This is a genomic window from Streptomyces sp. TLI_55 (assembly GCF_900206255.1).
Taxonomy (GTDB): Bacteria; Actinomycetota; Actinomycetes; order Streptomycetales; family Streptomycetaceae; genus Streptomyces; species Streptomyces aquilus.
This window is the reverse complement of the sequence record NZ_OAOJ01000001.1, coordinates 3,024,884-3,050,838: the sequence shown is the minus strand read 5'-3', so window position 1 is coordinate 3,050,838 and position 25,955 is coordinate 3,024,884. Positions and strand designations below refer to the sequence as shown.

27 protein-coding genes and 1 pseudogene are annotated in these 25,955 nt (G+C 72.2%); 14 read left to right on the top strand and 14 right to left on the bottom strand.

Annotation, left to right across the window (positions count from 1 at the left end; translation table 11 throughout):
- Nucleotide 1: 1 nt before the first annotated feature.
- The 3 genes from ybeY to CRP56_RS14195 are packed head-to-tail and all read left to right on the top strand — an operon-like array spanning nt 2 to nt 2,141.
- A complete protein-coding gene (gene ybeY / locus CRP56_RS14205) occupies nt 2-499 on the top strand; it encodes an rRNA maturation RNase YbeY (RefSeq protein ID WP_059191699.1) in 498 nt (165 codons plus the stop codon).
- Nucleotides 496-1,785, top strand: a complete 1,290-nt coding sequence (locus CRP56_RS14200) for a hemolysin family protein (protein WP_059191698.1) — start codon at nt 496-498, stop codon at nt 1,783-1,785. The genes ybeY and CRP56_RS14200 overlap by 4 nt, the downstream gene beginning before the upstream one ends.
- Nucleotides 1,782-2,141 carry an MmcQ/YjbR family DNA-binding protein gene (locus CRP56_RS14195; RefSeq protein WP_097263934.1) on the top strand — a complete coding sequence of 120 codons (360 nt, stop codon included), beginning with the start codon at nt 1,782-1,784 and terminating at the stop codon, nt 2,139-2,141. The genes CRP56_RS14200 and CRP56_RS14195 overlap by 4 nt, the downstream gene beginning before the upstream one ends.
- A gap of 15 nt (nt 2,142-2,156) precedes the next feature.
- Here the strand turns inward: CRP56_RS14195 and CRP56_RS14190 are convergent, their stop codons facing one another.
- From CRP56_RS14190 to CRP56_RS14165, 6 genes are all read right to left on the bottom strand, one after another.
- The gene (locus CRP56_RS14190) at nt 2,157-3,350 is read right to left on the bottom strand and encodes a hypothetical protein (RefSeq protein WP_373559754.1); all 1,194 of its coding nucleotides are present in this window, start codon (nt 3,348-3,350) and stop codon (nt 2,157-2,159) included.
- A gap of 108 nt (nt 3,351-3,458) precedes the next feature.
- A complete protein-coding gene (locus tag CRP56_RS14185) occupies nt 3,459-3,878 on the bottom strand; it encodes a hypothetical protein (RefSeq protein ID WP_097263933.1) in 420 nt (139 codons plus the stop codon).
- Nucleotides 3,872-4,645, bottom strand: coding sequence for a M23 family metallopeptidase (locus CRP56_RS14180; RefSeq protein ID WP_257040781.1), 774 nt, complete (start codon nt 4,643-4,645; stop codon nt 3,872-3,874). Before CRP56_RS14180 ends, CRP56_RS14185 begins: the two co-directional genes overlap by 7 nt.
- Before the next feature lie 40 nt (nt 4,646-4,685).
- Entirely contained in the window at nt 4,686-5,573 is an 888-nt protein-coding gene (locus tag CRP56_RS14175; RefSeq protein ID WP_097263932.1) for a C40 family peptidase, read from the bottom strand.
- A gap of 169 nt (nt 5,574-5,742) precedes the next feature.
- On the bottom strand, nt 5,743-6,249 hold the full coding sequence (locus tag CRP56_RS14170) for an RNA polymerase sigma factor (RefSeq protein ID WP_373559645.1): 507 nt from the start codon (nt 6,247-6,249) through the stop codon (nt 5,743-5,745).
- A gap of 25 nt (nt 6,250-6,274) precedes the next feature.
- The gene (locus tag CRP56_RS14165; protein ID WP_097274031.1) at nt 6,275-6,940 is read right to left on the bottom strand and encodes a M15 family metallopeptidase; all 666 of its coding nucleotides are present in this window, start codon (nt 6,938-6,940) and stop codon (nt 6,275-6,277) included.
- Nucleotides 6,941-7,186: 246 nt separating this feature from the next.
- Between CRP56_RS14165 and CRP56_RS14160 the strand changes: the two genes are divergently transcribed.
- From CRP56_RS14160 to CRP56_RS14140, 5 genes and pseudogenes are all read left to right on the top strand, one after another.
- Nucleotides 7,187-10,573, top strand: coding sequence for a BTAD domain-containing putative transcriptional regulator (locus CRP56_RS14160; RefSeq protein WP_257041923.1), 3,387 nt, complete (start codon nt 7,187-7,189; stop codon nt 10,571-10,573).
- A gap of 143 nt (nt 10,574-10,716) precedes the next feature.
- Nucleotides 10,717-11,136, top strand: coding sequence for a hypothetical protein (locus CRP56_RS14155; RefSeq protein WP_097263930.1), 420 nt, complete (start codon nt 10,717-10,719; stop codon nt 11,134-11,136).
- A 74-nt stretch (nt 11,137-11,210) separates the two neighbouring features.
- On the top strand, nt 11,211-11,588 hold the full coding sequence (locus CRP56_RS14150) for a hypothetical protein (protein WP_097263928.1): 378 nt from the start codon (nt 11,211-11,213) through the stop codon (nt 11,586-11,588).
- Nucleotides 11,589-11,617: 29 nt separating this feature from the next.
- Nucleotides 11,618-12,001, top strand: coding sequence for a hypothetical protein (locus tag CRP56_RS14145; protein WP_097263927.1), 384 nt, complete (start codon nt 11,618-11,620; stop codon nt 11,999-12,001).
- Nucleotides 12,002-12,012: 11 nt separating this feature from the next.
- Nucleotides 12,013-12,129, top strand: a pseudogene (locus tag CRP56_RS14140) (MmcQ/YjbR family DNA-binding protein); the annotation flags it as partial.
- On the opposite strand, the gene CRP56_RS14135 reads toward CRP56_RS14140, so the two are convergent.
- Complete coding sequence (locus CRP56_RS14135; RefSeq protein WP_097263925.1) at nt 12,091-13,545, bottom strand: MFS transporter; 1,455 nt, start codon at nt 13,543-13,545, stop codon at nt 12,091-12,093. The pseudogene CRP56_RS14140 and the gene CRP56_RS14135 overlap by 39 nt on opposite strands.
- Before the next feature lie 148 nt (nt 13,546-13,693).
- On the opposite strand from CRP56_RS14135, the gene CRP56_RS14130 reads away from it, so the two are divergent.
- The 4 genes from CRP56_RS14130 to CRP56_RS14115 all read left to right on the top strand — a co-directional run bounded on the left by CRP56_RS14130 (nt 13,694) and on the right by CRP56_RS14115 (nt 17,445).
- Nucleotides 13,694-14,512: a helix-turn-helix transcriptional regulator gene (locus CRP56_RS14130; protein ID WP_097274027.1), complete on the top strand. Its 819-nt coding sequence runs from the start codon at nt 13,694-13,696 to the stop codon at nt 14,510-14,512.
- 19 nt (nt 14,513-14,531) lie between these two features.
- The gene (locus CRP56_RS14125; protein ID WP_097263924.1) at nt 14,532-14,882 is read left to right on the top strand and encodes a cytidine deaminase; all 351 of its coding nucleotides are present in this window, start codon (nt 14,532-14,534) and stop codon (nt 14,880-14,882) included.
- A 173-nt stretch (nt 14,883-15,055) separates the two neighbouring features.
- On the top strand, nt 15,056-16,366 hold the full coding sequence (locus tag CRP56_RS14120; protein WP_097263922.1) for a beta-xylosidase: 1,311 nt from the start codon (nt 15,056-15,058) through the stop codon (nt 16,364-16,366).
- Between the two features lie 56 nt (nt 16,367-16,422).
- The gene (locus tag CRP56_RS14115) at nt 16,423-17,445 is read left to right on the top strand and encodes a WxL protein peptidoglycan domain-containing protein (protein WP_097263920.1); all 1,023 of its coding nucleotides are present in this window, start codon (nt 16,423-16,425) and stop codon (nt 17,443-17,445) included.
- On the opposite strand, the gene CRP56_RS14110 is transcribed toward CRP56_RS14115, so the two are convergent.
- Both CRP56_RS14110 and CRP56_RS14105 read right to left on the bottom strand, forming a co-directional pair.
- Nucleotides 17,339-17,677 carry a P-II family nitrogen regulator gene (locus CRP56_RS14110; RefSeq protein ID WP_097263919.1) on the bottom strand — a complete coding sequence of 113 codons (339 nt, stop codon included), beginning with the start codon at nt 17,675-17,677 and terminating at the stop codon, nt 17,339-17,341. The two genes, CRP56_RS14115 and CRP56_RS14110, sit on opposite strands and share 107 nt — an antisense overlap.
- Nucleotides 17,674-18,984 carry an ammonium transporter gene (locus CRP56_RS14105; protein WP_097274025.1) on the bottom strand — a complete coding sequence of 437 codons (1,311 nt, stop codon included), beginning with the start codon at nt 18,982-18,984 and terminating at the stop codon, nt 17,674-17,676. The genes CRP56_RS14110 and CRP56_RS14105 overlap by 4 nt, the downstream gene beginning before the upstream one ends.
- Before the next feature lie 165 nt (nt 18,985-19,149).
- Here CRP56_RS14105 and era point away from each other — a divergent pair, with 165 nt between their 5' ends.
- Entirely contained in the window at nt 19,150-20,118 is a 969-nt protein-coding gene (gene era, locus CRP56_RS14100; protein ID WP_097263918.1) for a GTPase Era, read from the top strand.
- On the opposite strand, the gene CRP56_RS14095 is transcribed toward era, so the two are convergent.
- Complete coding sequence (locus CRP56_RS14095) at nt 20,115-20,969, bottom strand: helix-turn-helix transcriptional regulator (RefSeq protein WP_097263916.1); 855 nt, start codon at nt 20,967-20,969, stop codon at nt 20,115-20,117. The genes era and CRP56_RS14095 overlap by 4 nt on opposite strands.
- 119 nt (nt 20,970-21,088) lie before the next feature.
- Between CRP56_RS14095 and CRP56_RS14090 the strand changes: the two genes are divergently transcribed.
- Nucleotides 21,089-21,943 (top strand): NAD-dependent epimerase/dehydratase family protein, encoded by an 855-nt coding sequence (locus tag CRP56_RS14090; RefSeq protein ID WP_097263915.1) that lies wholly within the window; start codon nt 21,089-21,091, stop codon nt 21,941-21,943.
- A 20-nt stretch (nt 21,944-21,963) separates the two neighbouring features.
- On the opposite strand, the gene CRP56_RS14085 is transcribed toward CRP56_RS14090, so the two are convergent.
- Genes CRP56_RS14085 through CRP56_RS14070 form a run of 4 tightly spaced genes read right to left on the bottom strand, consistent with a single transcriptional unit; the run spans nt 21,964 to nt 25,944 of the window.
- A complete protein-coding gene (locus CRP56_RS14085) occupies nt 21,964-23,211 on the bottom strand; it encodes an MFS transporter (RefSeq protein WP_097263913.1) in 1,248 nt (415 codons plus the stop codon).
- Nucleotides 23,208-24,524 carry a GH1 family beta-glucosidase gene (locus CRP56_RS14080; protein ID WP_097263912.1) on the bottom strand — a complete coding sequence of 439 codons (1,317 nt, stop codon included), beginning with the start codon at nt 24,522-24,524 and terminating at the stop codon, nt 23,208-23,210. Before CRP56_RS14080 ends, CRP56_RS14085 begins: the two co-directional genes overlap by 4 nt.
- 58 nt (nt 24,525-24,582) lie before the next feature.
- On the bottom strand, nt 24,583-24,849 hold the full coding sequence (locus tag CRP56_RS14075; RefSeq protein WP_097263911.1) for a protealysin inhibitor emfourin: 267 nt from the start codon (nt 24,847-24,849) through the stop codon (nt 24,583-24,585).
- 21 nt (nt 24,850-24,870) lie between these two features.
- Nucleotides 24,871-25,944 (bottom strand): M4 family metallopeptidase, encoded by a 1,074-nt coding sequence (locus CRP56_RS14070; RefSeq protein WP_097263910.1) that lies wholly within the window; start codon nt 25,942-25,944, stop codon nt 24,871-24,873.
- Nucleotides 25,945-25,955: the final 11 nt, after the last annotated feature.

Sequence of the window (25,955 nt, the reverse complement as noted above, 5' to 3'; positions counted from 1 at the left end):
CATGTCGATCGACGTCAACAACGAGTCCGGAACCGAGGTCGACGAGCAGGCGATCCTCGACATCGCCCGCTACGCACTCGCGCGGATGCGCATCCACCCGCTCTCCGAGCTCTCGGTGATCGTCGTGGACGCCGACGCCATGGAGCAGCTGCACATCCAGTGGATGGACCTGCCCGGGCCGACCGATGTCATGTCCTTCCCGATGGACGAGCTGCGGCCGCCCGGCAAGGACGACGAGGAGCCCCCGCAGGGGCTGCTCGGCGACATCGTGCTCTGTCCCGAAGTGGCCAAGAAGCAGGGCGAGGACGCCGAGACGCAGCACTCCATGGACGAGGAGCTCCAGCTCCTGACCGTCCATGGCGTGCTGCACCTGCTCGGCTACGACCACGAGGAGCCGGACGAGAAGGCCGAGATGTTCGGCCTCCAGGCCGCCATCGTCGATGGCTGGCGCGCGGAGAAGGGGCTGACCGGTCCGTCGCCGGCCCCGACCGTGTCATGAGCCTTCCCCTCGTCTCCGGCGCGATCGCCCTGGTCGTCGTCGCCTGGCTCGCCGCCTGCGCGGAGGCGGGCCTCGCGCGGGTCTCCAGCTTCCGCGCCGAGGAGGCCGTCCGCGTCGGCCGGCGCGGCAGCGCCAAGCTCGCGCAGATCGCCGCCGACCCGACCCGCTATCTCAACGTGGCGCTGCTGGTCCGCGTCGCCTGCGAGATGGCCGCGGCGGCGATGGTCACCTACGCCTGCCTCCAGGAGTTCGACGGCACCACCCAGGCCCTGCTCGTCGCGATCGGCGTCATGGTGCTGGTGTCGTACGTCGCCGTCGGCGTCTCCCCGCGCACCATCGGCCGCCAGCACCCGCTGAACACCGCGACGGCGGCGGCGTACGTCCTGCTGCCGCTCGCGCGGATCATGGGCCCGATCCCGAACCTGCTGATCCTCATCGGCAACGCGCTCACCCCCGGCAAGGGCTTCCGGCGCGGCCCCTTCGCCTCCGAGGCGGAGCTGCGCGCGCTGGTCGACCTCGCCGAGAAGGAGTCGCTCATCGAGGACGACGAGCGCCGCATGGTGCACTCCGTCTTCGAGCTCGGCGACACCCTCGTGCGGGAGGTCATGGTGCCGCGCACCGACCTCGTCGTCATCGAGCGCTACAAGACGATCCGTCAGGCCCTCACCCTCGCCCTGCGCTCCGGTTTCTCCCGCATACCGGTGACCGGGGAGAGCGAGGACGACATCGTCGGCATCGTGTATCTGAAGGACCTGGTCCGCAAGACGCACATCAGCCGCGACGCGGAGAGCGAGCTGGTCTCCACGGCCATGCGGCCCGCCGTGTTCGTGCCCGACACCAAGAACGCCGGCGACCTGCTGCGCGAGATGCAGCGCGACCGCAACCACGTCGCCGTCGTCATCGACGAGTACGGCGGCACCGCCGGCATCGTCACCATCGAGGACATCCTGGAAGAGATCGTCGGCGAGATCACCGACGAGTACGACCGCGAGCTGCCGCCGGTCAAGGAGCTGGGCGACGACCGCTACCGGGTCACCGCCCGCCTCGACATCACCGACCTGGGCGAGCTGTACGGCCTCGACGAGTACGACGACGAGGACGTGGAGACCGTCGGCGGACTCCTCGCGAAGGCGCTGGGGCGCGTCCCGATCGCCGGCGCCTCGGCCGTCGTGGACCTGCCCGACGAGCGGGCCCTGCGGCTGACGGCGGAGGCCGCGGCCGGCCGGCGGAACAAGATCGTGACCGTGCTGGTGGAGCCGGTAGAGGTGCCCAAGGAGGACGAGTGACCCCGCAGGAGCTGCGCTCGTTCTGCCTGTCCTTCAACGCCGCCGTGGAGGACTTCCCCTTCTCACCGGAGATCTCCGTCTTCAAGGTGCTGGGCAAGATGTTCGCCCTGTCCTGGCTGGACAACCGCCCCCTGACGGTCAACCTCAAGTGCGACCCGGAGGACGCGGTCCGGCTGCGCGCCGACCACCCCGGCCTGATCATCCCCGGCTACCACATGAACAAGCGGCACTGGAACACCGTGACGGTCGACGGGGAGCTGCCCGATCAGCTCGTGCGGGAGCTGATCGAGGACTCCTACGACCTGGTGGTGGCCGGCCTGCCGCGGGCGGAACGGTTGCGCCTGGACCGGCCGTGACCGTTCCGGGGCGCGTCAGCAGACCGGTACGCCGGGTACCTGGTTCTCCGGCGTGCTGAGGTAGATGTTGGTCATGTAGCCGCCGTACTGCGGCAGTCGGGCCCACCAGTCGTTGACGTAGGGCGGTTGGCTGACCTGTTCGCCGCGCTTCTGGCAGCCGACCAGGACCTCGACCCCGGCGGGCAGGGTGGTGATCGCGCCGGAGCCGGTCGTCGCCTCGGTGCGGACGCGGACCCCGCTGCCCCAGGTGCCGACCCAGGTACCGGTGGGGCGGGAGGCGCCGGGGACGTCCAGTGAACGGGTCAGCCGCCCGAGGTCGGTGTAGGCCTTGCCGTAGGACGTTCCGCTGGGGTGCAGGGTGAAGACCGCCACGATGGAGCGGTCGCCCGCGCCCACCACACCCGTCGTGTGCAGTGCCGGGCGGGAGAGATCCACGGTGTCGGCGGCCGCCGACGTCCGAGCGGCGGTTCCCGCCGGCGCCTCACCGGTCTCGGCCGCCTTCGCGGCCGTCGCGGCCGGTGCCGTGCAGCCGCCCGAACTGAAGCCCGACCAGCCCTGCTTGACGGCCCAGGGCCGGTTGAAGGAGCCGGCGATGCCGAAGTGCTGGTCGTAGCCGTCGGTGGCGCAGCGGGTGGACTGCCGCAGGTCACCGAGGACGTAGTCGCGGGTCGCCGCCGGGGCGGAGTCCAGCAGATAGCGGTAGATCTTCACGGTGTCGCGGGCCGAGAGGGCGGTGTAGCCCCAGTAGCCGGGATGGGTGGACGGCGGCCGGGCGGTGTCGGTCAGGCCGAGCCGGGTGACCATCCGGTCGACGATCGCCCCCGAGCCGTTGTTCGACCAGAAGGTGCTCGCGGCGGCGTCGTCGCTGCCGCGCAGCATGATGTCGATCCGGGCCCGGTCGGTGGCCGACAGGGCGTCCGGGCTGCGGTTCCAGAGCACGTCCAGGGCGATCAGCAGCTTCACCACGGACGCGGATCTGAACTGTGCTGCGGTGTTCAGCTGTTCGGTGAAGGTGCCGGTCTGGCGGTCGAAGACGGCGACGCCCGCCGTCACCCCGGCCGGCACGTCGGCGCGGACCGCCGCCGGGCGCGCCGAGGGGGACTCGGCGGAGGCGGCGGACATGGTCGTCGCGGTGCCGCACAGGAGCGCGGCGAGGGCGGCGGTCAGCACGCCGGTCCGCAGCGCGCCTCGTGCGCGGTTCAAGGTCATCATGGTCGTCCTCGGGATCGGGATCGGGATCGGGATAGGGGGAGGCGGGGAGGTGGGGAAGGAGCACGAGAGCGCCGAGGAGAGGGGCTCCTCGGCGCTCTCAGCCGGTCAGCAGACCGGCAGGCCCGAGTCCCGCTCGTCGTCGCCGCCGCCGACGAGGAAGATCTCGCTCATGTACGCGGCCGGAGCCATGCCGCTGGCCGGGGTCTTGACCCACCAGGTGTGCCAGTAGCCGCCGTAGGTCGCGCGACCGCCCCTGACCTGGCATTCCGTCAGCAGCCAGCCGTCGGCGGGCGACGTGGCGACGACCGGGGCCTCCGGATCGGGGCGGGACCGCAGATTGACGTCCGTGCCCCAGATCGGGCAGCGGTACAGCCCTTCGTAGTCGGGGTCGGGGGTGCAGGGCGCCGAGTCGGCGGCCCGCGCGGACGAGGTGAGGCCGGGGGAGAGGAGCAGCCCGGCGGCCAGTGCCACCGCCGCGACCCCCCTCGTACCGGCGTGGGATCGGCTCAGGATGCCGGTCAGCACTCCGGCACCCCCGGCAGCCAGGAGGCGGGGTGGTCGATGTAGATGTTGGAGATGTAGCCGCCGAGCGCCGGGACGAAGGACCAGGCGTCGTTGGTGTAGCCCTCGGCGTTGACCACGTCGCCGTGCTTCTGGCACTGCACGTTGACCGCCGTCGGCCCGGTCAGCGTGCGCACGACCGCCGCGTTCAGCCGGGCGTCGGTGCGCACCCGGACCGAGGTGCCCCAGGTGGTGAAGTTGGTGCCGGGCGTTCCGCTGCCCGGGGTGCACGGCAGGTTCACACCGCGCTCGTTGAGATAGGGGACGGGGTCCACGCCCCGGGTGGCGGACGTGGAGGCGTACACCCTGAGGTGCAGGTGCGGCCCGGTGGAGTCGCCTTCGGAGCCCATGCGCGCGATCAGCTGGCCGCTGTCGACCCGCTGGTTCACGGAGACGAGACGCTCGTACATGTGGCCGTACTCGGTGATCGTGCCGTCGTCGTGCCGGATGCGGATCCACTGGCCGTAGCCGCTGGCGGGGCCGGAGGCGATGACGGTGCCGGGTCCGGTGGAGTAGATCGACGTACCGCGGCTGTTGGCGATGTCGACGCCGTCGTGGCCGGAGCTCCACCCCTGGGTGACCGTGCCGGCCGCCGGGCAGGAACCGGCGTAGGCGGCGGCCTTGGCGGGCGGGGCGGCGGCGGCCTGGCCGGCCGCGAGCGGGACCAGCCCGGCCGCGGCGACCGTGGCGACGAGCAGGCCCAGGGACTTGGTGCGCTTCACTACGCGCATGGCGGTGTCTCCTTCATGGGTGGGATGAGCGGTGTGCGGGTCAGGACGGGGGCGCGCACTCGGGGACCCCGGGCAGCCAGGCCGCCGGGTCGTTGATGTAGATGTTCGAGATCCACGCCTTGTACTTGGGCAGGTACGACCAGGCGTCGTTGGTGTAGCCCTCGGCGGTGATCATCTGGCCGTGCGTCTGGCAGAGGACGTCCACGGCCGTGGGGCCGGGCAGCCGGGCCACGGGCGGCCGCTGGAGGCCGGGGTCGGGACGGAGGCCCACATCGGTGCCCCAGGTCATGAACCGCTTGGTGTCCGCGGGCGGCTGCTGGGCGCCGGTGATGCGCAGGGCCCCCGCGTACTCGGAGTTCAGCCGCACGTCGCTGACCATCACGAGCGTCCCGGACTCCCGGGCCTCGACCATCCTGCCGTTGCCGAGGTAGATGGCGATGTGGTGGACGCTGCCGAGGTCGGCCGGGTCCGAGCCCCACAGCAGCAGATCGCCGGGCTGCAAGGGCGCGATCCCCTGGGCGCGGGTGAACCGTGCGGTGGCCTCGCTCCACCGGGCCTGGTTCCACGTCCCCTCGGGCAGAGCGATGCCCGCTCCCTGCCAGGCCGCGTACTGCACCAGGTGCGAGCAGTCGAAGCCCTTGACCTGGCTGTCGTGGGCGCCGGGGCCGCCGCCGGGATAGTCCTGACCGTACGTCGGCCCGTGGATCGAGCCGCCGCCCCACGAGTACGGCACCCCGATCTGCGAACACGCGGCGTTGACGATCGCCTGTGCCTGGGCGGGCGCGTCCGCCAGGGGACGGCAGTCGGCGGCGGACCCGTCCGCCGAGGCGACCGGCGCCGAGGCGGCCATCGCCGTACCGGTACAGGTCAATGCGGTGGCGAGCAGCAGTCCTCCTGCCGTCGCGAGTGCGCGGTTGGTGCGACGCATGGGTTCCCCCCGGTGGTCAGTGCGTGGGTGCGTGGGTGCGGTACGGGTCGGTGGCGTCCGGTGCGGTGGTTGGTGCGGCGGTCTGGTCTGCGTGTGCGTGGGGCCGGCTCAGTGCGGCGGGCTGCGTGAATGTGTGCGTGGGCCGGTTCCTGCGCGGCGGGCCCGCTTCCTACGCGGCGAGCGCGGCGCGGATCTTGGCGAGGCCGCGCATCCGGTTGCGCTGCACCGTGCCGCGATGTGCGCCGAGCCGTTCGCCCGCCATGTCGTGGGTCAGGCCCTCGATGTCGACGAGGATCACGGCCGCCGCCTCCTTGGGGGACAGTCCGCGCAGCAGCGCCGCCGTCTCCGCCTCGGCCTCTCTGCTCGCGAAGCCGCCGTCCCAGCCGTGTTCCGGCAGCCGGTCGGTGCAGCGCTCCTGGCGCGAGGGGTGCCGCCACAGGTCGCGCAGCAGGTTCAGCGCCGCCGCGCAGGTGTAGGCGTACGGCTGCTGCTGGCGCGCCAGGGTGCTCGCCCGGGCGCGGCGGGAGAGTCTCAGGTACGTCTCCTGCAGCAGGTCGTCGGCGTCGTGTGGATTGCCGGTCAGCGCCAGCAGCCGGCGCCGCAGCTTCGGCATCACGGCGGTGAACGCCTCGTCGAACTCGGCGGCGGTCATATGGTCGGTGGTGGTGTTCTCCACGGTGTTCCCCCGGAATCCTGCTGTCTCAGACTGTGGTGGGGCTCAGGGTGGCGAGCCCGTACTTGGCCGCCGGCGCTTCGGTCAGGAGCGCCCAGTACCGGTCCCCGTACGACCAGTGCCACCACTCGGTGGGGTAGTTGACGAACCCTGCGGCCGTCATGGCGCGGCCCAGCGCCGCCCGGTGGGCACGGGCCTCGGCGTCGATGTTGAGCGCGCCGGTGCGGCAACCGCCCGCGCTCTCCTCGGGGGTGGCGTTGACCTCCGTACCGAGCGGCAGTTCGACACCGTCGTCCGTGCACAGCGTCAGATCCACCGCGCCGCCGCTGACGTGCGGAGCGACCTCCGGGGGCGAGATGTACGCGCTGGCCAGCTCCCGGATCCGGTCCGGGCCGACGTCCGGGTGCGCCAGGCGCAGCGCCGCCGCGTACTCCTCGAAGTAGCGGCGTTGCAGGGCGGGCGGCCGGAAGCCCTCCACCATCAGCAGGCGCACGCCCGGGGGCAGCGCCTCCTGAGCGAGCAGCAGCCGGCGCAGTACGTCGGCCCGCAGATGCGCGTACGAGCCGGCGTCGTCGGACTTTCGCGTGTCGACCCGCAGGGCGGCGAACTCCCGGGCGTCGACCAGGGCTTCACCGTTGTCGGTGACACGCGTCGCGGCGACCCGGGGGTCCGAGAGCAGGATGATGTCCGTCACGCTCACAGCGTCGCGGCGGGCGTTGCAGGATCGATGCAGATCTTCTGCAGGACGCATGCAGCGCCAGGAACACGCCACCGCTACCTGCGGACCGATGAGTTCCGGCCACCCCTTCCGCCACATCGGTCCGCCGTGCAACCTGCCGTCCGCGGGTGGAGGTGAGTGTCAGTGGGGGCGGCACGGCCCCGGCTCCAGGACGTGAAATCGGGGGACACGGTGGACGTTTGCCTTCTGGGTCCGGTCGAGGTGTTGAGCGAGGGACACCGGATCGCGTTGAACGGTCCCAAACCGACCGCGATCCTCGCGGCTCTCGTCGTACGTCTCGGTGAGGTGCTGTCCGTGGAGCGGCTGGTCGATCTGGTCTGGGAGGAGGAGCCGCCCGCCACCGCGCGGGCGCTCGTCGCCTCGCACGTCTCCGGACTGCGCCGGGCCCTGGCCGGTACGGAGGGTGCGGAGGCCATCCGTACCCGCACCCCTGGCTACGTCGCCGAGTTCCCGCCCGCCGCCGTGGACGCCCGGCGCTTCGAGGCGGCGTTCGCGTCCGGCCGGGAGGCGGCCGTCGCCGGGCGGGCCGAGGAGGCCGTCGAGATCCTTCAGGCGGCGTCGCGCCTGTGGCGTGGCCGGGACGCCCTGGAAGGGCTCGGTCAGTCCTTCGCCCGGGTCGAGGCGCTGCGCCTGACGGAACTCCGGCTGGAGGCACAGGAGTTCAGGTTCTCCGCCGAACTGGACCTGGACCGGCACACGGATCTCGTCTCCGAACTCGTCGCCCATGTCGCCGCCCACCCGCTCAGGGAACGCCCGCGCGGTCAGCTGATGACCGCCCTGTTCCGCTCCGGCCGGATGCCCGACGCGCTGCGCTGCTACGACGAGGGCCGTCGGCTGCTCCGTACGGAACTGGGCGCGGACCCCGGCCCGGAACTGCGGGCCCTGCACCAGGCCCTGCTCCGGGCGGACACGACGGTGCTGGGAGTGCCGACGGCCCGCAGAGCCGCGCCCGCCGGGAGGAGATCCGTGCCCGCACCGGCGGCGGCCGCCCCGGGCGCGGACGAGGACACGGCGGCAGTCCGCCGTGCCGACCGGCCCCACGGCACCCGTCAGCCGGTGCCCACCCAACTCCCGCCCGACGCGGCCGATTTCGTCGGGCGTGCCGAGCAGACGGCCTGGCTGACCGCACTGCTGGAGAAGGTGCGCGACCCGCTGCGCACCGCGCCGCCCATCGGGGTGATCTCCGGCCGCTCGGGCACCGGCAAGACCGCCCTGGCCGTCCACGTGGGCCATCGCACCGCCGCGCTCTTCCCCGACGGCCAGCTCTTCGTGGACCTGCGCGCCTCGGACTCGGAGCCGGTACGGACCGCTGACGCCCTGGCCAGACTGCTGCGTGCGCTCGGGGTGGATCCGCAGACCCCGGCACGCGACGAGGAGGACCTCCTGGGGCTGTACCGCACGCACATCGCACGCCGCCGGGTCCTGCTCATTCTCGACAACGGTGTCAGCGAGGCCCCGCTGCGTCCGCTGCTCCCGCCGGGCGGCGGCTCGGCCGTGCTGATCACCGCCCGCCGCCGGCTCGTCGCGCTGGAGGGCGCCGCCCATCTTGATCTGGGGGTGCCGTCCGAGGGGGAGTCCCTGGACCTGCTGGCCCGCGTGGCCGGTCCGGCCCGGACCGCGCCGGAACCCGAACGGGCCGCCGAGATCGTCGCGCTGTGCGGCCGGCTGCCGCTCGCCGTCCGGGTCGCCGGCGCCCGTCTCGCCGCCCGGCCGCACTGGACGCCGGCGCGGCTGGTGGCCCGCCTGCGGGACGAGCACCGTCGGCTGGACGAACTGCAGGCGGGCGACCTGGAGGTGCGCGCGAGCCTCGGTCTGGGCTACGCGGACCTGGACAAGGAGGAGCAGCGCGCCCTGCGCCGCCTGGCCCTGATCGACCTGCCCGACTTCGCCGCGTGGGTCGCCGGGCCGCTTCTGGACGTGGGCGAGGACGACGCGGAGGACGCGGTCGAACAACTCGTGGACTGCCACTTCGTGGAGGTCGTGGGCACCGACGGGACGGGCCGGACGCGCTACCGGATCCACGACCTGGCGCGCGAGTACGCCCGCGAGCGCTGCCTCGTCGACGAGACCCGGGAGGACCGGGACGCGGCGGTGCGCAGACTGGTCGCGCGCTGGCTGACCATGGCCCGCATCGCGGCGGCCCACGGCCCGGGAGGCGCGTCACGGCTGCTGCCGGTCACGGGCAGGGGAACGGGTACGGATGGGGCGGGGCGTCCGGATGCCGGGGCGGGGCGGGGTGCGGGTGGGGGTTTGGAGGTCGCGGGTGGAGCGGGTGCGGGTGCGGGTGGGGCGGCGGAGGTCGTAGGTGGGCCGGGGGCGGGTGGGGGCTGGGCTGCGGGGGGCCTGGGTGGGGTGGTGGCGGGATCGGGTGGAGCTGCGGGTGGGGCGGAGGCGGGTGCGGGCTGGGCTGCGGGGGTCCTGGGTGGGGCGGAGGCGGGTGCGGGTGGGGCGGCGGAGATCCGGGGCGGGCCCGGGTACGGGGCGGACGGGGTTTTCCGGGGTACGGACGAGCCGTCCGCGTGGTTCGCGGCCGAGCTGCCGAGTCTGCTGGCCACCGTCATCCACTGCGCCGACCACGGAATGTTCGACGCCGCCCGCGAACTCGCCGCCACCCTCATGGCCGCCTCCGTGGCCCTCTACAACCAGTTCGACGCATGGTCCCGTTCCCACGACGTGGCCCTGGCGGCGGTACGCCGGGCCGGGGACATCGAGGGCGAGGCCTGGCTGCTGAACGGGCTGGGCCGACTCCGCCTGGAACAGGATCGCCTGGACGAGGCGTACGCGTTCTTCGCCCTGGCGCTGCGGCTGTTCGAGGAGCGGTCCGTACGCACCGGACGGGCGGACGCGCTGGCCGGCATGGGCGCGGCCCGGCGTGAACAGGGCCGCTACGAGGAGGCGTTGCCCCTGCTGACGTCGGCGCTCGAACAGTACCGGGAGCCGGCGGACATCGCGTCCATGGCCCATGTGCTGTACGGCATCGGCTTCGTGCACCGGGAACAGGGCCGGGACGGCGAGGCCTGGGAGGCGTTGTCCCGTGCCCACCGTCTGTACGTCAGCGCCCGGGACCGGCACGGCGAGGCGCTCGCGCTGCGGTCACTGGGCCTGTGTCACCGGGCGCGGGGTGAACTGGCGGCCGCGGAGGCCCTGCTGCGGCAGTCCCTCGCCCTCTTCGAGGAGACGGACGACGCCTATGGCGTCATGTACGCGAGCCAGTCCCTGGCCAAGGTCGAGTTCCGGCGGGGCCGGATGACCGAGGCCCGGCAGCGGCTCGACCGGTGCCTGGAGATCACCCGCAAGCGGCAGGACATGTTCGGCGAGGCCCTCGTCCTGCGCACCCTCGGCGAGTGGCATCTCGCCGCGTCCGACTGGGAGTCGGCGACCGGGACGCTGCGACAGGCGCTGGGACTGTGGGACGCACTGCACCTGCCGCTGTGGCGCGCCCGCACCCTGCGGGACCTGGCGCGCGCCGAACTGGCGCAGGGCCGGACCGCGACGGGACGCGAGCTCGAGCAGGAGGCGCACGACGTCTTCGGCCGACTCGGCACCCGCGAGGCGCTTGAGCCCTTGGAGCCCACTCGGGGGCGCTGACGCAGGCACCGGCACTCATACGAGAGGCGGCCACGCCTCGTCGCTGGTGTGAACGGCGCGACACCCGCCGCCCCGCCACCGCCGCCGGAAGAGGAAGAGGCCCCTCCACCATGCCGAACACATCACCACGTACCTCACCACGCATGCTCCGAGCGCTGACCACGGCCGTCCTTGTCGCCGCCGCGGCGCTGGCCGCCCCCGCGACCGCGACGGCCCAGCCGGAAGCGGCCGAGCAGCCCGCCGTGCCGCGGGCCGCGGCGACGGGCTTCACGGAGGTCCATGTGTGGGCGACCGACGTCAACGTCCGCAACGGCGCCTCGGGAGCCCCCGCCGAGACGTGCAGGGCCTTCCCCTCCCGGCAGAACTGCGGGGTCGTGGCGACGCTGTCCCAGATCACCGTCACCGCCTACTGCCAGAAGCAGGGGGAGCTCATCAGCGACGCGGGTTACACCAGCCGGTGGTGGACGTACGTGGAGACACCGAGCGGGCCCTGGGGCTGGGTGAACAACGTGTACATCACAGGGGACGAACACCTCGCGCACGTCGACGACTGCCCCTTCTGACCGGACAGTCATACGGACGCCCAGCGCCACCCGTCGTAAGACCGACCAGGAAGCAACCACCGCAAGGGGAAACAATGGCGAAGCGATCCACCAGGCTGGCGGCGACGGGGCTGGCGCTCGGTGCGGCACTCTCCCTGCTCGGCACGGCCGGCAGCGCGGAGGCCACCGCGCAGAGCATCAACACCACGATCCAGGGTGGCAGCAACCTCCGTGAGGCCGCCACCACGAACAGCGGGCTCGTCGGCACCACCACGTCCACGAGCAAGGCGTTCATCAGGTGCTACACGCGTGGCCAGTACGTGGAGGCCGGCGGCTACGGCACCGACGTCTGGTACTTCGGCTACGTCGACGACTACTCCGCGACACCGCCGCACTCCTACTACGACGTCTGGGTCTGGGGCGGCAACGTCAACGTCGGCGCCGACCCGTCCCCTCAGCTCTCCCCCTGCTGATGCGCGGAACCACACCGAGGAGCACCTCCATGACCAAGCGAGGCAGGGCCGCCGTGGCCACCGGGCTGGCACTCGGCGCGGCCCTCTCCCTGCTCGGCGCGGCCGGGACCGCCGAGGCCGCGCCGTCCGGCACCGGCGACGTCCGTGCGACGACCGTGCAGGCCCACAGCAACCTGCGCGACGCCCCCAGGACCAGCGGCCGACTCTTGCACACGACGACCGAGGAGACCGAGGCCGGGATCCTCTGCTACTCCCGCGGTGAGCGCGTCACCGCGGGCGGATACACCACGGACGTCTGGTACTACGGCCAGGTCGTCGACTACGCCGCCGGCCAGGTCTTCAACGGCGTGTACGTGTGGGGCGGCAACGTGAACGTGGGTACCGACCCGGCCGCCGGCATCGAACTCTGCTGACCGGCACCGTCACCGTCACCGTCGACGAGCTCCCGGACCGGCTGGTCCGGGAGCTCGTGGCGTACTCGTACGACCTGGTCGTGGCGGGGCTACCGCGCGCCGAGCGCCTCCGCCTCGACCGCCCCTGAACTGCGGCGGGTCCGAAGGCCTACGGCGAGCAGTGCGGCGGTGGCAAGGACGACCGCCGCGTCGATCGCGACGACCGTGCGGACCCCGGACAGCAGGTCACCGGCGGTCGTCGCCAGGACGCCCAGCAGCGGGATGCCGATCGTGATGCCGACCTGCTGGGTGGAGGTCACCAGCCCGGTCGCCAGGCCCTGTTCCTCGTCCGGCACGCCCGAGGTGACGGTCAGGCCGTACGAGATGATCGCGCCGAGGTGGAACATGCTGGCCAGCGAGACGGCGGCGACGGCCAGCCAGACCGAGGCGTTGCCGTCGCCGAGGCCCAGCAGCGCGGCGATCAGGACGCCCTGGCCGGTGAGCGAGACGACCAGCGTCCGGCGGGCGCCGCCGAGCCGGGCGATGACCCTCGGCGTGTAGATGCCCGCCACCACCGAGACCACGCCCTGCACCCCGAAGACGAGGCCGGTCTCGAACGCCGACAGGCGCAGGACCTCCTGGAGGTACAGGGTCAGCACGAAGACGATCGTCGACATCATCGAGAAGGTGACCAGGCCGCCCAGGTTGCCCCACGCCACCGTGCGGCGGCGCAGCATCGGCAGCGACACCAGCGGGGCCGCGCTGCGGGACTCGACGACCGCGAACGCGGTGAGCAGGGCGAGGCCCGCGACCAGGGTGATGATGACGTCCGTGCGTCCGAAGCCGTGGTCGGCGGCCGTCGACAGGGCGTAGATCAGCGAGAGCAGACCGCCGGTGACGGTGATCGCGCCGGGGATGTCCAGGCGGGGTCGGTCCGGGGTGCGGGACTCGGGCAGCAGGCCGGGTGCGAGGGGCAGGACGAGCAGTGCGAACAGGGTCAGCAGGCCCATGGTGGAGCGCCAGCCGAGGGCGTCGGTGAGGACGCCGCCCGCCACCATGCCGACGGTGTAGCCGAGGGACAGCAGGGTGCCGGAGATGCCGAGCGCGCGGTCGCGGGCCGGGCCCTCGGGGAAGGTGGTGGTGAGCAGGGACATGCCGGTCGGCACGATGGCCGCCGCGCCCACGCCCTGCAACGCCCGGCCGGCGAGGAACGACGCCGGGTCCCAGGCGAACGTCGCCAGCAGCGAGGCCGCGCCGAACAGGGCGAGGCCGGTGAGGAACAGCTTGCGGCGGCCGTAGAGGTCGCCGATCCGGCCGAACAGCAGCAGGAAGCCGCCGGACGGCAGCGCGAACGCGGTGACCGCCCACTGGAGTGCGGACTGGCTCATGCCGAGGTCCGCGCCGAGGACGGGCAGGGCTACGTTCAGGACCGAGAAGTCCAGGGCGACCATGAACTGGGCCGCGCACAGGACGAAGAGGACGAGCTTGTCGCGGTGCGAGAGCCGTGGTGCGGGGACGGGGCCGGTCTCGGTGCCGGTGGTGGTGGATGCGGTGTCGATCGCCATGGGCAAGAGCCTCGCGGCCGCGGAATAGCCGTGGGGAGACGGAAGTTGTCCTGGTGGTGGCACCACCAGGCAACAGCGGCGGTACGAGGGGGACGAGTTCGTGGTGGCGGAGGCTGTCCAGCGGCGGCAGGAGCTGCGGGAGTTTCTGATGAGCCGGCGGGCCCGGGTCTCGCCCGCCGAGGCCGGGCTGCCGGACGGCGGGGCGCGGCGCCGGACGCCCGGGCTGCGGCGCGAGGAGGTCGCCGTGCTCGCCGGGGTGGGCGCCTCCTGGTACCAGTGGCTGGAGCAGGGGCGGGACATCTCGGTGTCGCCGCAGGTCGTGGACTCCGTCGCGCGCGTGCTGCGGCTCAGCGACGCCGAGCGCCGTCATCTGTACGTCCTCGCCGGGCTGAACCCGCCCGTGCCCGAGGTGGAGCCGGGCCGGCGGGACATGTGCGACGGGCTGCGGCGGATGATCGACGCGTGGATGCCGTATCCGGCGCACATCATGGACCTCTACTACAACTGCGTGCTCTACAACGACGCCGCCGCGACGGTCCTCGGGATGCGGCCCGACAACACGCAGAACTGCCTCGTCGACTTCTTCATCGACCCGATGTACCGGTCCCGTTCCCAGAGCTGGGCAGAGAACGCGCGTACGGTCGTGGCGCAGTTCCGGGCGGCGTCGGCCGCGCGGCCCGACGACGAGGGGTTCCGGCAGGTGCTGGCGGACGTGTCGGCGGCGAGCGAGGAGTTCGTCGCGCTCTGGAAGGAGCGGGACATCGAGGACGCCGGGCAGATCCGCAAGGAGCTGGACCATCCGGTGGTGGGGCTGCTGCATGTCGAGGCGAGCGTGCTGAAGATGCCCGTACGGCCGGACCTGTCGATCGTGCTGCACACGCCGATGGACGAGGTGACGGCCGGCAAGCTGGAGTGGCTGGCGTCGCCGGAGGGGCGGCGGGGGGCCATGTATCCGGTGGCCGGGTGAGGGTCCGTATCCTCGGCTCATGACCGACAGCGCGCTTGATCCCGAGGACCGCAAGATCGTGACCCTGGCCCGTTCCGCGCGGGCGCGCAACGGGGTCCCCGAGGGGGCGGCGGTACGCGACGACACCGGCCGTACGTATGTCGCGGGGACGGTGGCTCTCGCCTCGCTCCAGCTGAGCGCGTTGCAGACGGCTGTGGCGATGGCGGTGGCTTCCGGGGCCAAGTCGTTGGAGGCGGCGGCGGTGGTGACGGAGGCGGAGACGGTCGCCGTCGCGGACCGGGCCGCGGTGCGGGATCTGGGCGGGGCGGCCACGCCGGTGCTGCTGGCGGGGCCGGACGGGGTGGTGCGGGCCACGGTGGCGGCGGGCTGACCTCGCCCGCGCCGCACCTTTCCGCGGAAAGGTGCGGCCCCTTTCCGCAGAAACTGATGGTTCGTCAGATTATTGCGGCGGCTCCATTGACTTCTCACGCAATCCCCACATCAATGCCCCCTGTCGGCGCAGAAGAGCCGCTGCGCCCGCATCCCTCGGAGGGGGCAACCATCATGAGAAACCGAAGACGCCGACTGGCGTCGCTGCTGGGGGCGACCGCGCTCGCCGCCACCGCCGGCGGTGCGCTCGCCGGGCCGGCCGAAGCCGCGGGCAACGTCGACTTCGCCACCCACTGCATCCCGCCCGCCGTCGCCGGCATCCCGCCCATCGACGGCACCACCACCGCGCTCATCACGGTCGACAACGCCGCCCCCAAGGTCGGCGACACCGTCACCGTGACCTACACCGTGGTCAAGCCCGCCGCCAGCAACCCCACCGCCATCAGCCTCCCGGCCGACATCATGACGCCGTCCGGCAAGGTCACCCTCGGCGGGGCGCAGACCGGGGACGTGACCGTCGTCGGGCCCAAGAAGAACGATCCGGTCGCCGGCAACGCGCCCTTCCCGTCGTTCAGCATGACCGGCACCTTCACCGTCACCACCGCCGGAGCCATCACGCTCTCGCCCGGCGACTACAACATCCACACCAGCTACATCCTGGAGCTGGACACCCCCTGCACCGTCATCAGCCCGCCCGCGCCCGTCTCCGAGACGATCACCGCGAGTCCGGCCACCCAGCCCAACACCCGTGCCATCACGCTCGGTTCGGCCTCCGGGAACCCCGGTGCCGGCGTCACCGTCAACGGCAGCCACTTCACCCCGGGCGCGACCGTCACCCTCGCCGGACGCTCCGGTGCCGGCCAGACCGCGGACACCGCGACCGTGACGGCGGACACGGCCGGTGCCTTCAGCGGGTCGCTGGTCGTGAACGACAAGACCACCACCGGTGTCGTCGCCTACGAGGGCGCGAGCTGGAACGACCAGTCCGGTGCCGGGCCCGCCGCCTACACCGTCATCGACGACACACCCGTCCCCGACAACGCCCAGAAGATCGCCACCACCGTCCGAGCGGGCACCCTGTCCATGACCCAGGCCGGGGACTCCGTGTCCCTGGGCGCGGTCGACTACGGCAGGGGCGGTGCCTCGGGCGGCGACCTCAACACGGTGAGCGTCAAGGACTTCCGTGGCGGTGTCGCGGGCTGGTCCCTGACCGGCAAGGTCACCGACTTCACCGGTCCCGGCGCCAAGATCGGTGCCGGGGCGCTCAGTTGGACCCCCGCCTGCACCACCAAGGCGGGCAGCCCCAGCACCTGTCAGGCCGGTTCGTCCGGCACCGTGGGCGCGGCCGGGGCGACCCTCGCGTCCGCCCCCAACGGCACGGTCACCGGCGGTGAGTTCACCGTCGACGCGAAACTCTCCCTGAACGTACCGGCGTTCACGCCTCCGGGCACGTACTCCGGCGTTCTCACCCTCACGCTCAGCTGACCGTACGGGCGTCCGCACCCGCCCGTGTCGCCTCGTCCCCGTGGGGGTCCGCACCCATGCGCCGTACGTTCCGCACCCTTGTCGCCCCGGTCCTCGGGATTCTTCTCGCCGTCCTCGCCCCGCCCGCGCACGCCGCCGACAACGGCAGCTGGTCCGTGTACCCGCTCGCGTCCAAGATCGCCGCGCGTCCCTACTTCTATCTCTCCGCCGACCCCGGGCAGACCCTCACCGACCAGGTGGTCGTCGCCAACAAGACCGGCAAGGCGCTGACGTTCCGGCTGTACGCCGCCGACGCCTACAACACCGCCCGCGACGGCGGCTTCGCCGTGCGCACGGTGACGGAGAAGATGCGGGGCGTCGGGAACTGGGCGCGGCCCGCGAGGACCCGGGTGACCGTACCCGCGCACGGCAAGGTGACCGTGCCGTTCACGATGAAGGTGCCGGAGGATGCCGAACCCGGTGACCATCCGGGCGCCATCGTGGCCCTCGACGAGCGGATCGACCGGGGCGACGGCTCGGTCGCGCTCGGGGTGCAGCGGGCCGTGGCCGCCCGCGTCTATCTGCGGGTCGGCGGGCCCGTCCTCCCCGCGATCTCCGTCGAGGACGTCCGGGTCAGCCACCACCAGCCGCTCGTGCCGGGACTGGGCGACAGCGCCGCGACCGTCTCGTACACCCTGCACAACACCGGCAATGTCACCCTCGACCCGAAGGTCGAGCTGCGCGCGACGGGACTGTTCGGCCGTACGCTGCTCGCCCGCGACCTGACGAAGGTCCCCGCCGAGCTGCTGCCCGGGCAGAGCGTCCGGCTGAGCGAGCCGTGGCCGGACGCGCCTCAGCTGGACTGGGGCGAGGTGACGCTCACGGCGAGCGCCAAGGACACCCGCGAGTCCGCGGGCGCCTCCTTCCTCGCGTTGCCGTGGCTGATGGCCGTGCTGCTGGGGATGGTCGTGGGGGCGGGGGCCGTCCTCGCGATCAGAGCGCGTCGGGGCCGCGTTCGCCCGTCCGTACCCGGACGACCGTCTCCACCGGCAGTGCCCACACCTTCCCGTCCCCGATCTTCCCCGTCTGCGCGGCCTTGACGATCGCGTTGATGACGGCGTCGGAGTCGGCGTCCTCCACCACGACCTCGATCCGGACCTTCGGGACCAGGTCGACCTGGTACTCGGCGCCGCGGTACACCTCGGTGTGGCCGCGCTGACGGCCGTAGCCGCTGGCCTCGCTCACGGTCAGACCGTGGATGCCCAGCTCCTGGAGGGCGGTCTTCACCTCGTCGAGGCGGTAGGGCTTGACGATGGCGGTGATGAGCTTCATGCCTGGCTCTTGACCTTCTGGGCGGAGGGGACGGAGGACGCGCTGACCGGGGCGCCGTGGCCCAGGACGCCGTGATCGTATGCGGTCTCGGCGTGCACCGTAAGGTCCAGGCCGGTGTGCTCCTGCTCCTCGCTCGCGCGGAAGCCGATCGCCCTGTCGAGCAGCTTGCCGATGCCGTACGTCACCAGGAAGGCGTACGCCCCCACGGCGACCACGGCCACCAGCTGCTTGCCGAGCTGGGCGAGGCCACCGCCGTAGAGCAGGCCCTCGGCGCCGCCGGTCATCTCCTCCACCGCGAAGACGCCGATGAGGAGGGTGCCGACGACGCCGCCGACCAGGTGGACGCCGACGACGTCCAGCGAGTCGTCGTAGTTGAGCTTGAACTTCCAGCTCACGGCGTAGGAGCAGGTCACGCCCGCGGCGAGGCCGACGACGAGGGCGCCGAGCAGGGAGACCGAGCCGCAGGACGGGGTGATCGCGACCAGGCCCGCGACCGCGCCGGACGCGGCGCCCAGCGTGGTGGGGTGGCCGTCGCGCTTCTGCTCGACGAAGAGCCAGCCGAGCAGGCCCGTGCAGCCGGCGGCGAGGGTGTTGAGGAAGGCGGCCGCGGCGAGGCCGTTGGCGCCGAGCGCCGAGCCGGCGTTGAAGCCGAACCAGCCGAACCAGAGGAGACCGGCGCCGAGCACGACCATGGGGAGGTTGTGCGGGCGCATCGCGTCCTTCTTGAAGCCGAGGCGGGGGCCGAGGACGAGCGCGAGGGCCAGTCCGGAGGCGCCGGAGGTGATCTCGACGGGCAGACCGCCCGCGAAGTCCAGTGCGCCGAGCTTGTCGAGGATCCAGCCGCCCGGGCCCCAGACCCAGTGGGTGACGGGAACGTATACGAGCAGCGCCCAGACCGGCACGAACACCAGCCACGCGCCGAACTTCGCGCGGTCCGCGATCGCGCCGCTGATCAGGGCCGCCGTGATGATCGCGAAGGTGAGCTGGAAGGTGGCGAAGAGGAGGGTGGGGACCGTGCCCTGGACGCTGTCCGGCCCGAGGCCCTTCATGCCGGCGTGGTCGAGGCCGCCGATGAGCCCTGCTCCGATGTCGTCGCCGAAGGCGAGGGAGTAGCCGGCGGCCAGCCACACCACCGTCACCAGCGCGATCGACACGAAGCTCATCATCAGCATGTTGAGGACGCTCTTCGTGCGGACCATGCCGCCGTAGAACAGGGCCAGACCCGGGGTCATCAGCAGGACGAGGGCGGTGGCGGCGAGCAGCCAGGCGGTGTCGCCGGTGTCGATGCCTTGCGCGGCGAGGGTCACGGTCGTCTCCAACGGTGTGGGGGCTCGTCAGAGGTTCACCGGCGTGCGTTTCCGGTCGGGCACGGCGGTGTTTCCTCGATGTTTCGTTGCGTGGAGGTTTCCGGGAGCTCACCGGGAAGCGGCTAGGGGGACGCTGGTGCGGCGGCGGTCTGTGGATCAGGGAGAATGGGCGCCATGAGCGTTCGCAGTCAGTCATCCGAGCCGTCTGAGCCGACCGGGGCTCCCCATCGCGCCGGCTTCGCCTGCTTCGTGGGCCGCCCCAACGCGGGCAAGTCCACCCTCACGAACGCTCTGGTCGGGCAGAAGGTGGCGATCACCGCCGACCAGCCGCAGACGACGCGGCACACCGTGCGCGGGATCGTGCACCGGGAGGACGCCCAGCTGATCCTGGTGGACACCCCGGGGCTGCACAAGCCGCGGACGCTGCTGGGCGAGCGGCTCAACGACGTCGTGCGGACGACGTGGGCCGAGGTCGACGTGATCGGCTTCTGTCTGCCGGCGAACGAGAAGATCGGGCCCGGTGACCGCTTCATCGCGAAGGAGCTCGCCGGGATCAAGAAGTCGCCGAAGGTCGCGATCGTCACGAAGACGGACCTCGTCGACTCCAAGGCCCTCGCCGAGCAGCTGATCGCGATCGATCAGCTGGGCAAGGAGCTGGGGATCGAGTGGGCGCACATCGTGCCGGTGTCGGCGACGGCGAACAAGCAGGTGGACCTGCTGGCCGACCTGCTGGTGCCGCTGCTGCCGGAAGGCCCCGCGCTCTACCCCGAGGGTGACCTCACCGACGAGCCCGAGCAGGTCATGATCGCGGAGCTGATCCGTGAGGCCGCGCTGGAGGGCGTGCGCGACGAGCTGCCCCATTCCATCGCGGTGGTCGTCGAGGAGATGCTCCCCCGCGAGGACCGCCCCGCCGACAAGCCCCTCCTCGACATCCACGCCTTCGTCTACATCGAGCGCCCCAGCCAGAAGGGCATCATCATCGGTCCCAAGGGCAAGCGCCTGAAGGAGGTCGGCATCAAGAGCCGCAAGCAGATCGAGGCACTGCTGGGGACGCCGGTGTTCCTGGATCTGCATGTGAAGGTGGCGAAGGACTGGCAGCGGGATCCTCGGCAGTTGCGGAAGCTGGGCTTCTAGGGGGTTGTCTGCTGGGGGGTGAGGTCCTGCAAGCCCACCACCCTCAGCAGCTGGAGGCGCTCGTAGGCCTCTGTGCCCGGGCGGGCCGAGTGGACGATCAGGAGGTGGCGGTGCTCGTGGCTGAGCATCACCTCGCAGTCCAGTTCCAGGAGGCCGACCACGGGGTGCAGGAAGCGCTTCGTCGCCCGGTTGCGCTGCGACACCTCGTGTTCCTGCCAGAGGGTCTCGAACTCCTCGCTCCCGGCGCGTAGTTCGGCGACGAGCGCCGCCGGCTCCGGGTCGTCCGGGCGGGCCGCCGCCACCGCCCGCAGCGACGAGACGTGGGAGCGGGCATGGACGGCGATCTCCTCCTCCGGGAAGAGGTCCCGGGCCGCCGGGTCCAGGAAGAAGCGGCGCAGGAGGTTGCGGTCCCGGCGCGGGCGGGACATCACGTCACCGACCAGCGCCTTCGCCATCGCGTTCTGGGCCAGCACCTCACCGCAGTCGTTCACCACCTGCGCCGGGGTGTCGTGCAGCCGGTCGAGGATGAGCAGCAGGCCCGGGCGGACGTGCGCCGACGCCGTCTCCCGGCGTGGGGGTTCCTCGCCCGCCAGATGGAACAGGTGGTCCTGCTCGACGTCCGTGAGGCGCAGCGCCCGCGCCAGCGCCGTCAGCATCTGCCGGGACGGGCGCGGGCCGCGGGACTGTTCCAGGCGCGTGTAGTAGTCCACGGACATGCCCGCCAGGGAGGCCACCTCCTCCCGCCGCAGGCCGGGCGTACGGCGCCTCGCGCCTGGTGCCAGGCCCACGTCCGACGGGGTCAGGCGGGCGCGGCCACGGCGTAGGAAGTCCGCCAGTTCGGGTCGGTTCACCCCTCCAGCGTGCGGCACTCCGCCCCTCTTATCCAGGGACTGCCGGTCCCCCGATCAGGAGGTCTCTCCCGGACGCCGCGAACCCGGCAGAGGCTGGTCACCGACGAGAGGAGCACAAGATGCTGACATTGGTGACAGGGACGACCGGGCAGGTCGGCCGACGGTTCGTGCCCCGGCTGCTGGCCCAGGCCCGGCCGGGCGAGAGGGTACGGGTGCTCGTGCGGGACGCCACCCGCGGGGAACCCTTCGCGGAGCTGGGCGCCGAGGTCGTGGTCGGCGATCTGCGGGACGCCGAGGCGCTCGGCAAGGCGGTCGCGGGCGTGGACGCGGTCGTGAACGTCGCGGCCGCCTTCCGCGGAGTGCCGGACGAGGAGGCCCGGGCCGTCAACCACGAGGCGGCCGTGGAGCTGGGGCGTGCCGCGCTCGCGGCCGGGGTGGAGCGGTTCGTGCAGGTCAGCACGGGCCTTGTGTACGGCACCGGACGCGGGCGCCCGCTGACCGAGGACGACGAGAGCCGGCCCGGCGGGGCCATGTGGGGCGCCTACCCCGAGTCCAAGGCGCGGGCCGAGCGGGAACTGCTCGCGATGGACGGGCTGGACGTACGCATCGCCCGTCTCCCCTTCGTCTACGGCGAGGGCGACCCCCATCTCGCCCAGTCCCTGATGTGGGCCGGGAACTGGGCGGCGACCCAGCGCCTGCACATGGGCCACCACGTGGACGTCGCCCAGGGCCTGCTGCGCATCCTGCACGCGCCGGGCATCGCGGGCCGGATCTACAACATCGCCGACGACGCCCCCGTCACGGCGGTGGAGCTGCACCAGCTCAACGGGGTCGAGGTCCCCGAGCAGCTCCACACCCGCACCGACCCCGACCCGTGGCTGGGGCTCATGTCCACGGAACGGATCCGAAGGGAGCTGGGGTACCGGCCGGTGTATCCGTCGGTCTACGCGGCCAGGGAGGCCGGAGCGCTCTAGTCCGCGCCCCTTGTACGGCTCTAGTCCACGCCCCTTATTCGGTCGACGAACACAGCCCCCGCCAACCCGATCACCGCCGCCACCGCGTACAGCACCCGGTACCCGCCGAGATGCGTCACGATCGGCGCGGCCACCGCGGGGGCGGCGACCTGGGGGAGGGCGTTGGCGACGTTGATGACGCCGAGGTCCTTGCCCCGGTCCAGGGCCTTCGGCAGGACGTCCGTCATCAGCGCGAAGTCGACCGACATGAACACCCCGAGGGCCAGGCCCAGCAGCGCCGCCACCACGATCGCGCCGGCCCACGTCTGCCAGGCCGCGAGCAGCGCCGTGGCCGCCGCCATCAGCGCCCCGGACCAGCGCACGAACGGTTTGCGGCGGCCCACCCGGTCCGACCAGGCCCCGCCCACCACCACCGTGGCCAGCAGCGTCACGCTGTTCACCGCGGTGAGGATCAGGACGCCCTGCTCCGGATCGTCGTGGTGGAGACGGTCCCGGAGGTAGTAGAGGAGGTAGAGGATCACCAGCGCGTTGCTGAGGTTGATCAGGAACCGGGTCAGCCAGGCCCAGCCGAAGTCCGGATAGCGGCGGGGGCTCAGCCAGAAACCGCGGGCGAAGGACCGGCCGTGCCACGGCGGGCGGTCCGCCGCCGCCAGCCGCAGGTCCGGGTAGCGCAGGACGTACGGCAGGACGCCCGCCAGCGCGAACACCGCGCACGCCGCATACCCCGCCGTGATCCCGCCGGCCGCCGTCGCCAGCCCCGTACCGGCCACCGCGCCCAGGATCTGCGCCGCCCCCAACCACCCGCCCACCACGCCCCGTTGGAGCCGCGGCACCCGGTCCGGCACCGCTGCCGTCACCGCCGCGAAGGACGCGTTCAGGGTCAGCTGGACCAGGCACCAGCCGAGCGTCATCAGCCACAGCCCGCCCGCGCCCGCGAGCAGCAGCAGGGACAGGAACCCGCCGCCCGCTCCGGCCACGATCCACGGCGTACGGCGGCCCCAGCGTGCCGTCGTCCGGTCCGACAGGGCGCCGAAGAACGGGTTCGCGGCCAGCGACACCACCGCGCCGGCGCCCGTCACCCACGCCAGCAGCGTCTCCTTGGACATGCCGGTGCCGGGTGCGAAGTCCTCCGCCTGCCGGGCCAGCAGGATCTGCAGCGGGCCGTACCAGCCCACCCAGATCGCCACGTTGGCGAGCGAGAGGGCCGCCGTCCAGCCCCGGCCGACCCGCTCGACGGGTTCGTCCAGGGCCGTCGCCGTGGACGTCATCTCTGGGCCCGCAGCAAGGACCGGTACCAGGCGTACGAGTCCTTCTTCGTCCTCTCCTGGGTCGTGAAGTCCACGTGCACCAGGCCGAACCGCTGCGCATAGCCTTCGGCCCACTCGAAGTTGTCCATCAGCGACCACACGAAGTAGCCGCGGACGTCGACGCCCGCCTCCGACGCCCGGTGCAGCGCCCGGACATGGCTGTCGAGGTAGTCGATCCTGGCGCGGTCGTGGAGGCCCTCGTAGGAGCAGCCGTTCTCCGTGATGACGACGGGCGGGAGCCGGTCGCCGTAGCGTTCGTGGAAGGTCGTGAGCAGTTCGGTCAGCGCCTCCGGGACCACCGGCCAGCCGAAGTCCGTGACCGGGACGTCCTCGATCTCCTGGACGGAGAAGGGGAGTTCGGCCGGGATCGTCAGCCCGCCGAACTCGATGTCCTCGCCCTTCGGGGCGCCCACCCGGGTCGGCGCGTAGTAGTTGACGCCGTAGAAGTCCAGCGGCTCGGAGATGACCTTGAGGTCCGACGCCACGTCACCCGGCATCAAGTCGCCCAGCCCGTGCGGGTATTCGCCCAGCAGGATCGGCTCGGCGAACAGCCGGTTGAGCAGCAGGTCGTAGAACGCCGCCGCCTCCAGGTCCGGCTGCTCCTGCGAGGCGGGCCAGGTCGGGCCGTGCGAGTTGGCGATGCCGACGTCCGTGGCGCCGGCGGCGCGCAGGGCCCGGACGCCGAGGCCGTGGGCGAGGAGCAGATGGTGGGCGACCGGGAGCGCGTCGAACATCAGCCGCTTGCCGGGGGCGTGGGCGCCCAGCGCATGGCCGAACAGGGTGTGTTCGGCGGGCTCGTTGATGGTGATCCACTTCTGCACCCGGTCGCCGAGCCGCTCGGCGACGACCGCGACGTACTCGGCGTACCGGGCCGCCGTGTCCCGCTCCAGCCAGCCGCCCTTCTCCTCAAGCGCGGCCGGCAGGTCCCAGTGGAACAGGGTCGGGACCGGGCGGACGCCCGCCGCGCAGAGCTCGTCGACCAGCCGGTCGTAGAAGTCCAGGCCGCCGGGGGAGTTCACCCGTGGCCAGGAGACCGAGAAGCGGTACACGTCCACGCCCAGGTCGGCCAGGAGTGCCACGTCCTCGCGGTAGCGGTGGTAGTGGTCGCAGGCCGTCGCCGCCGTCGAGCCGTCCTTCACCCGGCCCGGCTCGGCGGTGAACGCGTCCCACACGGAGGGCTCGCGCAGCTCCGCCGCGCCCTCGATCTGATGGGCCGAGGTCGAGACGCCCCAGAGGAAGCCGGCCGGGAACTTCGGTATCGCGTTGGTCGCCATGGGCGGGATCATCCTTACCGGCGGTAAGGGAAGTCAACGCCCCAGCGTGAACTGGCCGTTACGCTCCTTCCTTCAGTACCCGCGCGATCAGCTGCCGCTGCTCCTCGGTGAGCCGGGGGTCGGCGGCGTAGACCGTCCTCCCGTTCACCGTGATCTCGTAGCTGAACCCGTCGGGGACCCCGACGGGCGGGACGTGCCGCCCGTCGGAGACCGCCTTCTCGGCCAGGGCTCGCCATTCGGGTGCGTCGGGCAGCCCCGAGGTGTCCACCTCGGCGCTGCGCTCGATGCCCGCGAATCCGCCCGTGCGCCTCACTCGAATACGCATGGAACCGTGTGTAGTACGGAATTACGCCGTGCGCACCCCGACCTGCTCCCACGCCTTCAGCACGGCCTGGAGTTCCTCGCCGTCCTGGTAGCGGGCCTTGGCCGCCGCCACCGTCAGCGTCGCGAAGTCCGTGAACAGCGCGTCCTTCTTCAACTGGCCGCCGGTCAGCACGTCGTACCAGATCTGCCCCGCCCGCTCCCAGGCGTGGCCGCCGAGGGTGCTCGCGACGATGTAGAACGCGTGGTTGGGGATGCCGGAGTTGATGTGGACGCCGCCGTTGTCGCGGCCGGTGCGGACGTAGTCGTCCATCGTCGCGGGCTGCGGGTCCTTGCCGAGGACGTCGTCGTCGTACGCCGTGCCCGGCTCCTTCATGGAGCGCAGCGCCTTGCCCGTGACGCGCGGGGCGAGCAGGCCCGCGCCGATCAGCCAGTCGGCCTCGGCGGCGGTCTGGCCGAGCGTGTACTGCTTGATGAGGGAGCCGAAGACGTCGGACAGCGACTCGTTGAGCGCGCCGGACTGGCCGAAGTAGGTCAGGTTGGCGGTGTACTGCGTGACGCCGTGGGTGAGTTCGTGGCCGATGACGTCGATCGGGATGGTGAAGTCGAGGAAGATCTCCCCGTCCCCGTCGCCGAACACCATCTGCTCGCCGTTCCAGAAGGCGTTGTTGTAGCCCCGGTCGTAGTGGACCGTCGCGTCGAGCGGCAGGCCGTTGGCGTCGATGGAGTCGCGGTCGTACGCCTTCTGGTACAGCTCGAAGGTGGCGCCGAGGCCCGCGTACGCGCGGTTGACCGTGGCGTCCTTGGTGGGTTCCGAGCCCTCGGTGCGGACCTTCTTGCCGGGCAGTTCGGTGTGGTGCTTCGCGTCGTAGAGGGTGCGGTGCGGCTTGCCGGCCTCCGCGCCGGGCGGCGCGGCGACGGACGGGGCGCCGATGACGGTGGTCAGCCGGCGGTGGGTGCGCTCGAAGGCATCGCGTTCCAGGGTCTTGCGCGCGGGATCGGCGAGCGCGGGGTCCTCGGCCTGGGCCAGCTTGTCGAGGACGTGCGGCGGTACGACGGTGCAGAAGACGGGCTCGAAGCCCCCGTTGGTCTTCGTCATGCCCGGCACCC

Excerpts from the sequence above, each read along its gene's own strand:
- ybeY (WP_059191699.1), top strand. The coding sequence starts at position 2 with ATGTCGATCGACGTCAACAACGAGTCCGGAACCGAGGTCGACGAGCAG.
- CRP56_RS14200 (WP_059191698.1), top strand. The coding sequence starts at position 496 with ATGAGCCTTCCCCTCGTCTCCGGCGCGATCGCCCTGGTCGTCGTCGCC.
- CRP56_RS14190 (WP_373559754.1), bottom strand. The coding sequence starts at position 3,350 with ATGACCTTGAACCGCGCACGAGGCGCGCTGCGGACCGGCGTGCTGACC.
- CRP56_RS14180 (WP_257040781.1), bottom strand. The coding sequence starts at position 4,645 with ATGCGCGTAGTGAAGCGCACCAAGTCCCTGGGCCTGCTCGTCGCCACG.
- CRP56_RS14175 (WP_097263932.1), bottom strand. The coding sequence starts at position 5,573 with ATGCGTCGCACCAACCGCGCACTCGCGACGGCAGGAGGACTGCTGCTC.
- CRP56_RS14155 (WP_097263930.1), top strand. The coding sequence starts at position 10,717 with ATGCTCCGAGCGCTGACCACGGCCGTCCTTGTCGCCGCCGCGGCGCTG.
- CRP56_RS14150 (WP_097263928.1), top strand. The coding sequence starts at position 11,211 with ATGGCGAAGCGATCCACCAGGCTGGCGGCGACGGGGCTGGCGCTCGGT.
- CRP56_RS14145 (WP_097263927.1), top strand. The coding sequence starts at position 11,618 with ATGACCAAGCGAGGCAGGGCCGCCGTGGCCACCGGGCTGGCACTCGGC.
- CRP56_RS14135 (WP_097263925.1), bottom strand. The coding sequence starts at position 13,545 with ATGGCGATCGACACCGCATCCACCACCACCGGCACCGAGACCGGCCCC.
- CRP56_RS14130 (WP_097274027.1), top strand. The coding sequence starts at position 13,694 with ATGAGCCGGCGGGCCCGGGTCTCGCCCGCCGAGGCCGGGCTGCCGGAC.
- CRP56_RS14125 (WP_097263924.1), top strand. The coding sequence starts at position 14,532 with ATGACCGACAGCGCGCTTGATCCCGAGGACCGCAAGATCGTGACCCTG.
- CRP56_RS14120 (WP_097263922.1), top strand. The coding sequence starts at position 15,056 with ATGAGAAACCGAAGACGCCGACTGGCGTCGCTGCTGGGGGCGACCGCG.
- CRP56_RS14115 (WP_097263920.1), top strand. The coding sequence starts at position 16,423 with ATGCGCCGTACGTTCCGCACCCTTGTCGCCCCGGTCCTCGGGATTCTT.
- CRP56_RS14110 (WP_097263919.1), bottom strand. The coding sequence starts at position 17,677 with ATGAAGCTCATCACCGCCATCGTCAAGCCCTACCGCCTCGACGAGGTG.
- era (WP_097263918.1), top strand. The coding sequence starts at position 19,150 with ATGGGCGCCATGAGCGTTCGCAGTCAGTCATCCGAGCCGTCTGAGCCG.
- CRP56_RS14090 (WP_097263915.1), top strand. The coding sequence starts at position 21,089 with ATGCTGACATTGGTGACAGGGACGACCGGGCAGGTCGGCCGACGGTTC.
- CRP56_RS14085 (WP_097263913.1), bottom strand. The coding sequence starts at position 23,211 with ATGACGTCCACGGCGACGGCCCTGGACGAACCCGTCGAGCGGGTCGGC.
- CRP56_RS14080 (WP_097263912.1), bottom strand. The coding sequence starts at position 24,524 with ATGGCGACCAACGCGATACCGAAGTTCCCGGCCGGCTTCCTCTGGGGC.
- CRP56_RS14075 (WP_097263911.1), bottom strand. The coding sequence starts at position 24,849 with ATGCGTATTCGAGTGAGGCGCACGGGCGGATTCGCGGGCATCGAGCGC.
- CRP56_RS14070 (WP_097263910.1), bottom strand. The coding sequence starts at position 25,944 with ATGACGAAGACCAACGGGGGCTTCGAGCCCGTCTTCTGCACCGTCGTA.